The following is a 13015-nucleotide window of genomic DNA, read 5'->3' on the forward strand; positions in this document are numbered from 1 at the left end:
AACTCCGGTCGTCACGGGCCTCCAGAAGTTGACATTGTCATCTCGGCGTCCCGACAATCCGCCGGTCGTCCACGACGGAACGCCCATGCCGGCCAGCCGCGACATCGAGATACTCAACCTGATCAACACGATCATGCATCAGGCCACCGCGCGCATGCAGCGTTCGCTGCGCGAGGCCGAGCTCGGCCTGGCGGCGATGGAAGCGCGCACCCTGCGCTTCGTCGCACGCCATCGCGGCTGCACCCAGAACGACATCGTCCGCGAGAGCGGCCGCGACAAGGCCCAGATCGCCCGGATCATCAAGACGCTGCTGGAGCGCGGCCACGTCGAGCGCATCGACAACGAAGCCGGCGAGAAACGCCAGCGCCTGTGCCTGACGGCGAGCGGCGCCGAGACGCATGCCGAGGCCGAGGCCTTGCGTGCGGTGGTGGCGAAGGACCTGCTGCAAGACCTCAGTCAGACCGAACGCAAACAGCTCGAAGGCCTGCTGCGGCGCATGTCGCACGGCCCCACGTCGGACCCGGGCTGACCGGGGCTGAGCGGGGCTGAGCGTTGAGAAGTTGACTTTATCAACTTACAACAGGATAGTTGACAATATCAACTCTGTGCCGGCGCGCCGGCGCGGCTTAGCTCTATGGGAGTCACCGACATGACCCAGGCTGCGAACGAAACCGCTGGCGCAGCGACGCCCGCGCATTCCAGCGAAACACTCGACGCGCTGCGCCGCACGCTGTCGCAACAGCCCCCGGCCGTGCTGATCGATGGCGCCTGGCGTGCCTGCGTATCGGGCCGCACCCTCGAAGTCGACGATCCGGCCAGCGCAAGCCGCATCGCCACGATCGCTGCCGGCGACGGCCACGACATCGACCTGGCGGTTGCCGCAGCCCGGCGCGCGTTTCGCGACGGCCCCTGGCCGCGCCTGCCCGCATCGAAACGCGCCGCCCTGCTGTTCGCCCTGGCCGACGCCATCGAAGCCCGGCAAAAGGAATTCGCCCTGCTGGAATCGCTCGACGCCGGCCACAGCCTGGCCTCGATCCGCAAAGGCGACCTGCCGCTGGGCCTGCGCTCCTTGCGCGACTACGCCGGCTGGGCGACGAAGATCGCCGGCGAAGTGCCGATGCGCTCGGCCGACCAATCCGGCATGGACTACTTCCTGCGCGAGCCGATCGGCGTCGTCGCCATCGTCACGCCCTGGAACGCGCCCTTCCTGATGGTGCTGCAGAAACTCGCCGCCGCCCTCGCCGCCGGCTGCACGACGGTGATCAAGCCGGCCGAACTGGCGCCGCTGTCGGCGCTGCGCATCGGCGAACTCTGCCGCCAGGTCGGCATCCCGGCAGGCGTCGTCAACATCGTCACCGGCGAGGGCGCGAGCGCCGGGCAGGCGCTGGCCAAGCATCCCGACGTCAACCTGATCAGCTTCACCGGCTCCACCGAGGTCGGCCAATCGATCATGGTCGCGGCCGCGCGCAGCAACCTGAAGCGGGTGGTGCTCGAACTCGGCGGAAAGTCCCCGGTGGTGGTCTTCGCCGATGCCGACCTGGACAAGGCGGCGCAAGCCATCGTCGCCGAGATCGCTTTCAAAAGCGGCCAGTACTGCGCGGCGGGATCGCGCGTCTTCGTCCAGCATTCGATCCACGGCGCCTTGCTCGAACGGATGCACGCGGCGATGGACCGGCTGCGCATCGGCGCCGGCTACGACGAGGCGACCGACATGGGGCCGATGATTTCGCAGCGGCAACGGCAGCGCGCCGAGGCCATCATCCAGCACAGCCTCGCCGCCGGCGCACGGGCACTGCGCGGCGGCCGCGCGCGGCCGGGCCCGGGCTATTTCTTCGAGCCGACCTTGTTGACCGAGGCCAGCGCCGATATGCGGGTCGCACGAGAGGAAATCTTCGCCCCCGCGATCGTGGTGACCCCGTTCGCCGACGACGCCTCGCTCGCCGCCGTCGCCGCGCTCGCCAACGATTCGCGCTACGGCTTGTCGGCGAAACTGTGGGCTCGCGACCTGGGCATCGTGCACGGCCTGATCGGCCGGCTCGAAACCGGCCAGGTCATCGTCAATGGCGGCGGCGGCGAGGCCACCCTGCCGTTCGGCGGCGTCAAGCAATCCGGCTACGGCCGCGAGAACGGCCACATCGGGCTGTCGGCGTTCACCGAAATCAAGGCGGTACGCCTGGGCTATTGAGGCCCTGCGTGGTCGAACCCGCGCGGTTCATCCGCGATAGCCGGTGCCCGGCACGCGGCGCGCGAACTGCCCGCACAGACAGGTTTCCTGCACCGGACGTTCGTGTCGCCCGTGCAGCGCCCAGAATTCGTTCTTCGAGGCGACCCGAAGGTACTCGTCCTTGATGTTGCGGAAACACAGCATGCTGCCCAACGCCTGCCCGTAGGGGCTGTAGTCGGAATAGAGGCAGTCGATGCAGGCCTTCAGGCAAAACGCCTCGGGCAATGGCCGCTGCCGGTCGAGCCGTTCGGTCTCGAACAGATCGCTGGTGCCGGCAGAAACGAACTCGTATCCGGCGAAAGTATGTCCACAGCGTTCACCGGCAGGCCCGGCTGCGCCGGCCTGTGCTTTGTCCGGCCTGTCCTTTGTTCGGTAGATTCACCGTTTTGGACTAAGGACTTCGCGGTTGCTCGTGCGGTGCAAGGCCATCCTCTCCATCGAAGCCGAGCATCGATCCAGCGTGGGCCGCAGGCTCATCCCCTACCGATTCGTGCCGTGTGCCGCGGCGAGCTCGGCGATGGCGATGGCGGTGAAAGCAAACGCAAGCAATCGACCGAGAACAACGGCCCACAGCGCCATCGAGGAATGCCATGAGTGAAAACGTGTCGGCAGAGATCCGCTCCGCCCTGCTCGCCCACGAGCACAGCTATCGTCGCTCGGCCTGGTGCTGGAAGGTCGGATACCGCGCGCTGCTGGTGATGTCGGCCTTGCTGAGTTCTTTCGCCGCCATCGTCGGCAAGATCCAGATCCTCGGCTTCGAGCATTCCGGCGACGTCGCCTCGATCGCCGCAGCGGCCGCCGCCGTCATCACCACCTTGATCGCGGCGCTGGACTTCGAAACCAACTCGCGTGCGAACCGGCGCTCCCGGCACGAAGTCAGAATCCTGTTGATCGAAGCCGAAAAATCCACCGCCAGCAACGACGCCCTCCTGGCCGGGCTGCAGGATGTGGTCAGGCGCCGCAGCGACGAGCTCTACAAACTCGACTAAACCGGCTCGACTAAGCCGGCTCGATTAAGCCGGCGGGCATGCGCCGGCCCGGCGGTGAACCCAGCGGCGACTGCGTGTCCGGCCTCTATCCAGCAACCGCCAATATATCGGTCGCACGATGGCCCTCGTGCGTCCCCTCGACGAGGAAGACATCGCCGACCGAGTTGTCGCTGCGCAGCGGCACGATGGCCTCGTAGGCAGGCGATTCGTACCAGGCCTTGGCCTTGGCCATGTCGGCAAAGCCGATCACGATCAGGTGCCCGGGAAACGCACCCTCGACCACGTCCGGCTGCGCACCGTGCACGAGGAAGCGTCCACCGAAGGGTTCCAGGGTGGCGTCGATGCGCTGCAGGTATTCGACGATGGCGGGGTTGAACGAGACTTCGCGAAGATGCGCGACGGCATAAGCTGGCATGGTGTGTCCTGTAAGGGTTGGATGAGCCACACTGGCCCGGCAATCGTGGGTGTACTCGGATGCGCCGCGAGCGGCGCGAGGAAACGCTGTGGAGACTCGCAACGACCCACGCGCGCGCCGCGCATCGGCCGCAGTGGCGGCGCTGGCCTGGTTCGGCGTGCTGCTGCAACTGTGGCTGTCGCTACGGCTGGCCCAGCATAACGGCAAGTCGGCCTTCGACGGCCTGATCGCTTTCCTGGGTTATTTCACCGTATTGACCAACGGCTTCGTCGCGCTGGTGTTCTCGCTGCCTTTCGTGCTCGGCCATGCCCGATCGGACCGCTGGCTCGGCACCGGGCAGCCGCGGGGTTGCGCCACCACCGCCATCGTCATGGTCGGCCTCGCTTATCACGTCCTGCTGCGCAACGTCTGGGCGCCCGAAGGCTGGCAATGGGTCGCCGACATCAGCCTGCATTACACGACGCCGCTGATGGTGCTGGGGCATTGGATCGCGTTTCCTCCCGCCCGCGTGCCGGCACCGCGCTCGGCGCTGATCTGGTGCGCCTATCCGGTAGCGTATCTGCTCTATGCGCTGGTACGCGGCGAATTGCTCGGCGCCTATCCCTATCACTTCATCGACGTCGCCGCCCTCGGCTATACCAAGGTCCTGATCAACTCGCTGTGGCTGCTGCTTGGCTTCGTCGTGGTCGGCAGCATGATCGTCCGCCTCGCAGCTTGGCGTGGGCGATAGCCCTCGCTCCCCCTCTTGCCGGTAGAGAACAGCGACTCGACGCTCAAACCGAGCCCGGCCGCCCTTCCATGCCGCTCGGGTCGGCGGTGAGCAATTCCTCGTGCAGGTTGAAGACGTCGTCGCCATCCACGCCGGGGTCGCCGAGGGCGTAGAGGGTAGCGAACACCGCCTCGTAGGCGGTTCCGCGCATCAGCAGGCACAGGTCGCGCGGCGTGGCGCCGAGTGCGAGCAGACGCCCGATTGCCGCTCCGGTATCGGCGAACGGTTCATCCGGCCGCTTTTCGTAATGGGCGGCGATGCGCTGCGGCACCGCCTCGTCCATGTTCGTGTCGATGACTTCCAGCCACAGGTGCTGCAGCAGTTCTGCGCGTGTCGCCATGATCGTGGCCGCTGATCCAAGCAGGGATGGAATGCGCCGTAGCCCGGACGAATCGATTGCCGGGCGCGGATGCTGGGTCATGTCCGGGCTCGCGATGCGCCCGCGGGCGCATCGCGACGGACCGGCGGTGCTCAGGGCGTCGGCAGTTGCGGAATGCCGAAGTCGCGCACCACCGCGTCGATGTGGCCGACCGTGCCGACGATGCCGTCGACTTTCGCCGCTCCGCCTCGGGTGGCGATATAGGCTTCGGGCCGAACCACGGTGGTGTCGCTGCCGAGCTTGGACACGTCGCCGTCGAACTTGTCCAAGGCCTGGTGCAGCTCGGTGCGCAACCGCTCCAGTTTGTCGGTCGGCATGGCGTTGACCCAGGCGACGAACTGGTCGCGCGGGCCGGGCTCGTCGAGCTTGTAACCCTTGGCCTCGGCGTATCGCGCCAACAGCGTCACCGGGCTCCAGCCTTCGCCGCTCTGGTCGACCAGGGCCTGCGAGACCTGCGGATTGAACTTCGCATGCTCGAGGAACTTCGCCGCGGCCGGGTTCATGTGCGCGTTGGAGTGCTCGATGCGGTCTTTCATGGTCAGGCCGGCGGTGGCGACCACGACCAGACCGATGCCGACCGGGCCGAGCCAGCTGCCGGCGCCGAGCGCGGAAGCGAAGGTGGTGCCCGACAGCGCCGCCATGGTGCCGCCGACGCCGCTGGTCAGGTACAGGCCGGCACGCACGTCGTCGCCCTTTTGATGCTGCTCGACCGCGTTCCAGTAATCGAAGCCGGCGGTGAGGTAACCGAACACGCGGTCGGCGCGGGTCAGGCGACCCGGATCGATGCTCTGGCCGTTGAGTTTGTTGCCGGCGCCGAAACGGCCCAGAGTCGAGTCTTCGGTGACCATGCCCAGGCCGACCGCGAGTTCGGTGCCCTTCTGGCCGAGCGCAGCGGCGTCGACGATCGCCTTGAGGTCGTTCTTGTTGGTCAGGCTGAACTGGCCGTCGTTGGCCTTGCTCACCGAGTTCATGAAGCCCATGGTCGCGAAGCCCAGGCCGACCGTGCGCAACAGCTGGCCGGCCGGCTGATTCTTCTCGAACACCGGCCGGCTCGACTCGGCGGTGAAGCGGCTGTCGGCGTTGTTCATCGCCTCGGCGTGGGTCTTGAGCTTGGCGACGATCTGCTCGGTGCCATCGCCGGCGGCCGGCAGGCTCTTCTTCAGCTCGTCGACCAGCTTGACGTAGCTCTGGTACTTGCCGCTTTCCACGTCCATGCCCAGCAACTTGACCAGCGCCGGGTTCTTGAGCTTCTCGATCGCCTGTTCGGCCTGCTGGATGCTGGCCGGGTTGCGCGGATCGTAGTTGTGCGCGGCCGAGAGCACGTCGTTGCGCACGTAGGCATTGGCGATTTCCTTGCCGAGCTTGATGCCCTGCTCGCCGAACTTGCCGGTGTAGGCCAGGTTCTGCATCAGGCGCTTGCCGGCCAGGGAATCGATGTAGTCCGGGTGCTGTTTCAGGGCCAGGCTGATCGCGTAGGCGGACTTGGTGTCGCCGAGAATGCCCTCGATGGCCTTCTTGGTCTTGTCCTGCTGATCGGCCGGCGCGTTGCTCAGGCTGTCGATCTGGTCGAGCAGGGTCTTGCCCTGGTCGGCGACCTTGTTCTGCAATTCTTCGGCGGTCTTCGCCCAGTTCGATCCGGCGCCGCTGGTGTAGTCCTTGATCGCCTGGTTGAGCTGGTCCGGCGTCATCGAGCCGCCGTGGTTGTTGATCAGCCAGCTCAGTTCGTCGGTGTGCTTGGCGAGCTTGTCGACATTGCCGTTGACGCTGCCGGCGTACATCTGCACGCCCATGATCGCCGCGTCGACCGACTGCGGGCCGCCGTGCGCCTGCGCCATCGCGATCGACAGGTTCGGACGCGCGCCTTCGGACACGCCCAGATGGATCTGCGAGCCGTCCAGGGGCAGATCGGTCATGCCCTGGATCGCGATATCGCCTTCGGAGGTGCCGCCGATCTGACCGGCGATGTGGACCAGCGAGCGGGTGCCGTCGATGCCGAGGCGGATGCTGTAACCGTCGTTCTCGGCGCGGCCGAGGAAGTCCTTCAAGGCATCGACGCCGTGCTCGGCCAGTGCCCCGGCGATGCGCGGTTCGGCGCCTTCGATCAGCTTCTCGAGTTTCTGCAGGCTTTCGGCCGGCTTGGAGGCCGGGCCGCTACGCGAATCTTTCCACGGCTCCCCCTTCAGCGAATCGGTGAATGCCGGCCCGATCTTCTGCTCGACGAGTTTGTCGAAGCCGTCGCTGGACAGCAGACGCGTCTGCGCCTCGGGCGACAGCTTCGGCAACTCGCGGCTCAGCGTATCGACTGCGCCCTTCGCGTTGGGCATCGCCTCGGCGGCCTTGAGCGTGCTGTCGACCTCGTGCTGGATGCCGACTTCCTTGACCGCCGCTTCGGCCGCGGCCTTGCCGGCGGGGTCGTTGTCGTAGCGTTTGACGACTTCGGCGCCGTACTGCTGGATCGCCTTGGCGTCGAGGACGCCGCCGTTGGCGCTTGCGTCGAAATCGGCCTTGATCTCGGCGGCGATGCTCTTTTGCAGTTCCTCGCGCGCGGTCGTGCTGAGGCTGGCGTAGCCGGAACGGATCGGCTGGTAGTCCGGGTCGTTGTGCTGGCGGGTATAGCCGCTGTCGAAGGCGGCGAGATTGTCCTCGGCGTTGAGGTATTTCTTCATCGCTTCGTCGCTCTTGGCCTGCTCGGGCGACGGGTTCGGATCGGCCTTGGGCGCGGCATGCTGCTTGATCGTCGGCACGATCAGGTCCTTGCCGGGATCGATCGGACCGTTGTCGATCTGGTTGCGCTCGGCGATCTGCTGGGCGGTGACCGGCGCTTCCGGCGTGCTGTATTTCTGCGCGATCGACTCCAGGGTGTCGCCGGCCTCGACCTGGTGGTACTCCTCCTGCGGCTGCGGCGGCGGCACTACCGCCTGCGCGGGTGCTTGCGGGTACTGCAGGTGGTAGGGAACGCCATCGATGCTCGGGATGCCCATGGAGTCGAACGCCTGCGATGAGAGATCGCGGAATTAGATCAATCGATCGTCACCTCGCCTAGCTAGGGCGAGTACGGATATGCACTGTCATCGCATTGACATGTGTTCGCGATGTTTTCGCTTGTACTTGTTTGTGCGCGATCTCGTATTCGCGGCTTGAGTCACGGACAAACGGCGCCCGTATCGATCGCGAATCTCACACGGGACTCGCCCCATGCGCGGCTCGTTTCACGAATTCGAACTCGACGACGGGTCCGGCGTTTTCGCGCCGCCGAACCGGCGCTGGCGCGGTCCTCGCCAGGGCGTATCGCAACCGCTGATCACGAAACGCCGCGCGCGACCGTCCGGTGCGGACGTCGCCGATGCCATGCCGCCGATGCGTTTGTGGAAGGCTGGAACAGGCTCATGACGACGCTTGGACCTGCCTTCGCATTCGGTTGGCCAGCGGAGCCGGCGACCGCTCATGCGAGCGCGCCTAGAATAAGCAGGCACCGTGCCGAACCGGAGAGGCCGCTTGTCCGCACCAGAAGTCCCATCTCGCGCGAACGGACGAGGCGATGCGGCGGAGGTGTTCCGGGTGTTCCTGCGCCTTGGGCTGACCTCGTTCGGCGGCCCCATCGCCCACCTGGGCTATTTCCGCGAAGAGTTCGTACGCCGTCGCGGTTGGCTCGACGATGCGTCCTTCGCCCACCTGTTGTCGATCTGCCAGTTCCTGCCGGGCCCGGCCAGCAGCCAGATGGGCTTCGCGATCGGGCTGCTGCGCGCCGGATGGCGTGGCGCCTTCGCCGCATTCCTGGCCTTCACCCTGCCCTCGGCGCTGCTGATGTTCGGCTTCGCCCTGTATGCGCCGCAATTCCTGCACGACCCGGTGGGCAGCGCCGTGGTCCACGGCCTGAAGTTGGTCGCGGTGGTGGTGGTGTCGCACGGGCTCGTCGGCATGGCGCGGTCGCTGACGCCCGATCTGCAGCGCCTGGCGATCGCCGCTGGCGCCTGTGCCTTGGTGCTGCTCGCCGATGGCGCATGGTGGCAGTTCGTGGCCATTCTCGGCGGCGGCATGCTCGGTGCCTGGCTATGCCGGCCCGCGGCCTTCGACGCGGCCGCGACGCCGCCGCTGCGCTACGGACGACGCCTCGCCGGCGCCTGCTTCGCGGTGTTCCTGGTGATGCTGGCATGCTCGCTGATTCCCTCGGGCAGCGCGCCGTCGCTGCGCGGATTGGCCGGCGCCTTCTATCGCGCCGGCTGCTTCGTGTTCGGCGGCGGCCACGTCGTGCTGCCGCTGCTCAAAGACGAGCTCGTGGTCAACGGCTGGATCGGCGCGGATACGTTTCTGGCCGGGTACGGCGCTGCGCAAGCGATGCCCGGGCCCATGTTCACCCTGGCGGCCTACCTGGGCGCCAGCCTCGACCTCGGCCTGCCGCCGTGGTTGAGCGCCGGCGTCGCACTGATGTGCATTTTCCTGCCCGGGTTCCTGCTGCTGGTCGCCGCCTTGCCGGCCTGGACCGCGCTGGTAAGTCGCCCCTGGGCGGCGCGGACCGTCGCCGGCATCAACGCCGCGGTGGTCGGCTTGCTCGCCGCCGCCCTGTACGACCCGGTCTGGCGCGAAGGCGTGAACGGACTGGCCGACGCCGCGATCGTCGCGGTCGGCTGGATACTGGTGTGGCGACTGCGCCTGTCCGCCTTGTGGGTGCTGGCCTGGTGCGTCGGCGCGGCGGTGGCGGGGTCGCAGTGGATTGGCTCCCCGGCCTGAGCGAGCGGCGGTACTGGCGGCACGATGTCGTCGGCGCGACGCTGACCGGTCTTCCAGCTTCCGCGGAGTGCACAATGAAGAAGTTCCTGGCCGTTTACCTGGGTTCGGCGGAAGCCTTCGAGCGCTCCGAATGGAGCAAGGCGCCCGACGAAGCCCGCCGCAAGCAACTCGAACAGGCCGGCATGAACGCCTGGGGCGCATGGGTCGGCGCGCACCGGGCCAGCATCGTCGACCCGGGCACGCCGCTCGGCAAGACCAAGCGCATCGACGTCCACGGCGTTTCCGACAGCAGCAACCGGTTGACCGCCTACACCGTCATCGAAGCCGAGTCGCACGAAGCGGCAGCGAGCCTGTTCGAACGGCATCCGCACTTCACGATATTCCCCGGCGACTCGGTCGAGGTCATGGAGTGCCTGCCGTTGCCGGGCTCGCCTCTTTAGCGGGCTGCGTTCAAACCTCGCTCGCGCAACGGCGCAAGGCCTCGATATCGCCGGCGACGATGCACTGAAGATGCCGGGTGATCTTCTCGACCGGCCAGTCCCACCAGGCCAGCGACTCCAGGGCGGCGATCTCGTCGGGCGCGAAGCGCGGCCGGATCGGCTTGGCCGGATTTCCGCCGACGATGGTGTAGGCCGGAACGTCGGCGACCACGACCGAGCGCGACGACACGATCGCGCCGTTGCCGATCCTGACGCCGGGCATGATCAAGGCTTCGAAGCCGATCCAGACATCGTGGCCGACCACGGTATCGCCCTTGTACGGCAGTTCGCCGGCCTGGGGCATGACGCGTTCCCACCCGTGCCCGAAGATCTGGAAGGGATAGGTCGATATACCCGAGAGCTTATGGTTGGCGCCGTTCATGATGAACTTGACGCCGCGCGCGATGGCGCAGAACTTGCCGATGATCAGTTTGTCGCCGATGAACGGAAAGTGGTACAGGACGTTGCGCTCGAAGTTCTCCGAGTCGTCCGGATCGTCGTAATAGGTGTAGTCGCCGACGACGATGTTCGGATTCTTGATGGTGTTCTTGATGAAACACCTGCGGAAACCCATCCATCGGATGAGTCTGTTCGGGACTGGGGCCTTGCAAGACGAACTCCTGGACGATCGTTGGACGCCGCGCCATTGCGCACCGGGCGATGGCTAATCGGACGAGATCAGCGCTCGAAGGCCATGCCGACCGACGCCGGCGCGGTGAGCTCGAAACCGTATTGCGCGTACAGATGGCGCGCCTCGCCGTCGGCGATCAAACTGACGTAGGCGGTTTCCGGCGCATGGTCGCGCAGATAGGCGGAGATGTCCTGCATGATCCGCTTGCCCAGGCCCCGGCCCTGATGGCCGGGCAATACCGCGATATCGACGACCTGATAGAAACAACCGCCATCGCCGATGACCCGGCCCATGCCGATCGGCGCGCCGTCGCCGAGAATCTGCACCGCAAACAGAGTATTGGCCAGGCCGCGCACGGCGGCGGTTTCGCTCTTCGCGCTCAGGCCGGAATCGACGCGGAGCATGCGATACACCTCGACGGAGGGGGTTTCGTGGATCGCGGTATAGACGGTCATCGGGCTCTCGACAATGAATGAATAGCGCAGCGCGCGCGACTCGCGGCCGGCATCGCAAGTCCAACGGCGATCGCGGCGGCGAGCGCATCCCGGTCGCGATATGCGCGGGCGCCCATGCTATCGCCGCATACCGAAAAGCGGCCCGATCGATACACCAGTTCGCGCAAAAATCACGAATCGACCGCCCGGCGACGCCAAGACGCAAGGATTTTCCGGTATTTGGCGTTATCGCCCCCGTTCGGTACTCTTGCCCCAGCCACTTCCGGAACCGATATGCCAAACCTCGCTTCGATCCTCAAAGACGAAATCGCTCGTATCTCGCGCAAGGAATGCCGCCGCCTCGTCGACCCGCTGAAGAAGCAGGTCGCCGCCCAGCGCCAGGACATCGCCTCGCTCAAGCGCGAACGCGACAGTCTCAAGCGTGAGGTCGCAGCGCTGAGCAAGGCGCTCGGCAAGTCCGGCACCAAAGCCGTCGCGGCCAAGCCGCAAGCCGAAAGCGAAGGCCGCCACCGCTTCTCCGCCGCCGGTCTACGCACGCTGCGCAAGAAGTTGGGCGTGTCGGCGGAAGAGTTCGGCAAGCTGATCGGCGCCAGCGGCCAGTCGGTCTATAACTGGGAACAGGAAAAAGCGCGTCCGCGCCAGGCCTTGCTCCAGCAGATCGCGGCTTTGCGTAGCATCGGCAAACGCCAGGCGCAGAAACTGCTCGAAGCCGGCTGACGAAGTTCGGGGAGGGATGCGAGGCAGTCCCCGCTGCCGCCGTCGTTGGCGAACGTCATCGACGGCGAGCATCGCCGCGATCGCCCGCCCCCTCCTGCGACGACGCGGCCTACTTGCCCGACCTGAGGCTCGCGACCGATCGGTTGGCGCAGACCAGGCGCAGCAGGCCATGCCGCAGCAGGCCCGAGGCATCGAAGCCATGGCTGTCGATCTCGACCACGAAGCGCGGCTTGAACCACAGCGCGCCGGGTATTTCTCTGACGTCCGGATTCACCGTGACCGTCGGTTTGATCGTCCCGCCTTTCAGCCGCGATCCCAGCTCGGCGATCAACGCGCTGTTGAAATCGCCGCGCGCCTGGCCGGCGTAATGCCAGGCCGCCTTGCCTTTGGGTTGCGCGAGCAACAGCGATCCGAAGCCCCGGTCCGCATGACGCGCGCCGGGCGGGGTGTAGCCCACCACGGCGAACTGGCTGGACTGAAGCAAGCGCGTCTTGCGCCAGTCCGGGCTGCATCCGCGCATATAGGACGCGAAGGCGCGTTTGGAAATCAGCCCGTCGAAGCATTGGTTGACGGTCACCGCGCGCGCGATGTCGCCGTTGCCGAGGATATGGCTGCTATAGGCCAGTTCCCGCGGCGCCTGTCGCAGCAGATGCTCGAGCACGGCCTTGCGATCGACCAGGGGCGCGCGCTCGATGCCAATGCCGTCGATATGCAACAGATCGAACAACATATAGGTCAAGGGCTCGCTGCGCTCTCCCGACAACACCGCCTGCAGCGCGGCGTAGTCGGCTTCGGCGCCGGCGCCGACGATCAGCTCGCCGTCGAAGGCCGCCGACTGCAGCCCCAGCCGCTCCAGCGCCTCGACGATGTCCGGAACGCGCTCGGTCCATTCCACGCCATCGCCCGACCACAGGCGCGCGCGGCCATCGGCGATCACCGCGAGCATGCGCTGGCCGTGCCACTCCAGTTCGTGCAACCACTTGCCGTCGTTCGGCGGCGACGGCCCGGCCACCGCCCGTTGCGGCTCGAAAGCTTCGGCGGGCCACTCGGACGGCTTCGCACCGAGCAACAGGCTGGCCAGACCGGCCCAATCGATCCTGCTGCGCGCGATGTCGGCGACCGGTTCGATCCGGCCGGAAATATCGATGATCGCGGGCGCCATCGGGCGCGGGTCCCGCTTCGGTTCCGCAGCGAATCCTCTATGGGGGGAAACATCGGATGGCGCGGTG

The 13015-nt window shown here is 66.6% G+C and carries 14 protein-coding genes and 1 pseudogene; 8 read left to right on the forward strand and 7 right to left on the reverse strand.

Annotated elements, in window-relative coordinates; translation table 11 throughout:
• Positions 1 to 85 precede the first annotated feature (85 nt).
• Both ACKN61_RS24525 and ACKN61_RS24530 read left to right on the forward strand, forming a co-directional pair.
• Positions 86 to 529 carry a MarR family winged helix-turn-helix transcriptional regulator gene (locus ACKN61_RS24525; RefSeq protein ID WP_408951666.1) on the forward strand — a complete coding sequence of 148 codons (444 nt, stop codon included), beginning with the start codon at positions 86 to 88 and terminating at the stop codon, positions 527 to 529.
• A gap of 120 nt (positions 530 to 649) precedes the next feature.
• Positions 650 to 2185, forward strand: coding sequence for an aldehyde dehydrogenase family protein (locus ACKN61_RS24530; protein WP_408951667.1), 1536 nt, complete (start codon positions 650 to 652; stop codon positions 2183 to 2185).
• A 27-nt stretch (positions 2186 to 2212) separates the two neighbouring features.
• Here ACKN61_RS24530 and ACKN61_RS24535 read toward each other — a convergent pair whose 3' ends face one another.
• Positions 2213 to 2449 (reverse strand): hypothetical protein, encoded by a 237-nt coding sequence (locus ACKN61_RS24535; protein WP_408951668.1) that lies wholly within the window; start codon positions 2447 to 2449, stop codon positions 2213 to 2215.
• A gap of 377 nt (positions 2450 to 2826) precedes the next feature.
• Here ACKN61_RS24535 and ACKN61_RS24540 point away from each other — a divergent pair, with 377 nt between their 5' ends.
• Complete coding sequence (locus ACKN61_RS24540) at positions 2827 to 3213, forward strand: hypothetical protein (protein WP_408951669.1); 387 nt, start codon at positions 2827 to 2829, stop codon at positions 3211 to 3213.
• Between the two features lie 85 nt (positions 3214 to 3298).
• Here the strand turns inward: ACKN61_RS24540 and ACKN61_RS24545 are convergent, their stop codons facing one another.
• On the reverse strand, positions 3299 to 3628 hold the full coding sequence (locus ACKN61_RS24545; RefSeq protein WP_408951670.1) for a DUF1330 domain-containing protein: 330 nt from the start codon (positions 3626 to 3628) through the stop codon (positions 3299 to 3301).
• A gap of 88 nt (positions 3629 to 3716) precedes the next feature.
• On the opposite strand from ACKN61_RS24545, the gene ACKN61_RS24550 reads away from it, so the two are divergent.
• Entirely contained in the window at positions 3717 to 4358 is a 642-nt protein-coding gene (locus tag ACKN61_RS24550; RefSeq protein ID WP_408951671.1) for a Pr6Pr family membrane protein, read from the forward strand.
• A gap of 43 nt (positions 4359 to 4401) precedes the next feature.
• On the opposite strand, the gene ACKN61_RS24555 is transcribed toward ACKN61_RS24550, so the two are convergent.
• Both ACKN61_RS24555 and ACKN61_RS24560 read right to left on the reverse strand, forming a co-directional pair.
• Positions 4402 to 4818: a hypothetical protein gene (locus tag ACKN61_RS24555; RefSeq protein WP_408951672.1), complete on the reverse strand. Its 417-nt coding sequence runs from the start codon at positions 4816 to 4818 to the stop codon at positions 4402 to 4404.
• A gap of 50 nt (positions 4819 to 4868) precedes the next feature.
• The gene (locus ACKN61_RS24560) at positions 4869 to 7757 is read right to left on the reverse strand and encodes a LysM peptidoglycan-binding domain-containing protein (protein ID WP_408951673.1); all 2889 of its coding nucleotides are present in this window, start codon (positions 7755 to 7757) and stop codon (positions 4869 to 4871) included.
• A gap of 214 nt (positions 7758 to 7971) precedes the next feature.
• Between ACKN61_RS24560 and ACKN61_RS24565 the strand changes: the two genes are divergently transcribed.
• The 3 genes from ACKN61_RS24565 to ACKN61_RS24575 all read left to right on the forward strand — a co-directional run bounded on the left by ACKN61_RS24565 (position 7972) and on the right by ACKN61_RS24575 (position 9944).
• The gene (locus ACKN61_RS24565; RefSeq protein WP_408951674.1) at positions 7972 to 8166 is read left to right on the forward strand and encodes a hypothetical protein; all 195 of its coding nucleotides are present in this window, start codon (positions 7972 to 7974) and stop codon (positions 8164 to 8166) included.
• Positions 8167 to 8334: 168 nt separating this feature from the next.
• On the forward strand, positions 8335 to 9504 hold the full coding sequence (gene chrA, locus ACKN61_RS24570) for a chromate efflux transporter (protein ID WP_408951675.1): 1170 nt from the start codon (positions 8335 to 8337) through the stop codon (positions 9502 to 9504).
• 74 nt (positions 9505 to 9578) lie between these two features.
• The gene (locus ACKN61_RS24575; protein WP_408951676.1) at positions 9579 to 9944 is read left to right on the forward strand and encodes a hypothetical protein; all 366 of its coding nucleotides are present in this window, start codon (positions 9579 to 9581) and stop codon (positions 9942 to 9944) included.
• Positions 9945 to 9954: 10 nt separating this feature from the next.
• Here the strand turns inward: ACKN61_RS24575 and ACKN61_RS24580 are convergent.
• Positions 9955 to 10561: pseudogene (locus ACKN61_RS24580) on the reverse strand (Vat family streptogramin A O-acetyltransferase).
• Between the two features lie 100 nt (positions 10562 to 10661).
• Positions 10662 to 11069, reverse strand: coding sequence for a GNAT family N-acetyltransferase (locus tag ACKN61_RS24585; RefSeq protein ID WP_408951677.1), 408 nt, complete (start codon positions 11067 to 11069; stop codon positions 10662 to 10664).
• 273 nt (positions 11070 to 11342) lie between these two features.
• Here ACKN61_RS24585 and ACKN61_RS24590 point away from each other — a divergent pair, with 273 nt between their 5' ends.
• Positions 11343 to 11786, forward strand: a complete 444-nt coding sequence (locus ACKN61_RS24590; RefSeq protein ID WP_408951678.1) for a helix-turn-helix domain-containing protein — start codon at positions 11343 to 11345, stop codon at positions 11784 to 11786.
• Positions 11787 to 11895: 109 nt separating this feature from the next.
• On the opposite strand, the gene ACKN61_RS24595 is transcribed toward ACKN61_RS24590, so the two are convergent.
• Complete coding sequence (locus ACKN61_RS24595) at positions 11896 to 12948, reverse strand: hypothetical protein (protein ID WP_408951679.1); 1053 nt, start codon at positions 12946 to 12948, stop codon at positions 11896 to 11898.
• Positions 12949 to 13015 lie beyond the last annotated feature (67 nt).

This window comes from Lysobacter sp. Hz25 (genome assembly GCF_046097045.1).
GTDB classification, from domain to species: domain Bacteria; phylum Pseudomonadota; class Gammaproteobacteria; order Xanthomonadales; family Xanthomonadaceae; genus Lysobacter; species Lysobacter antibioticus_B.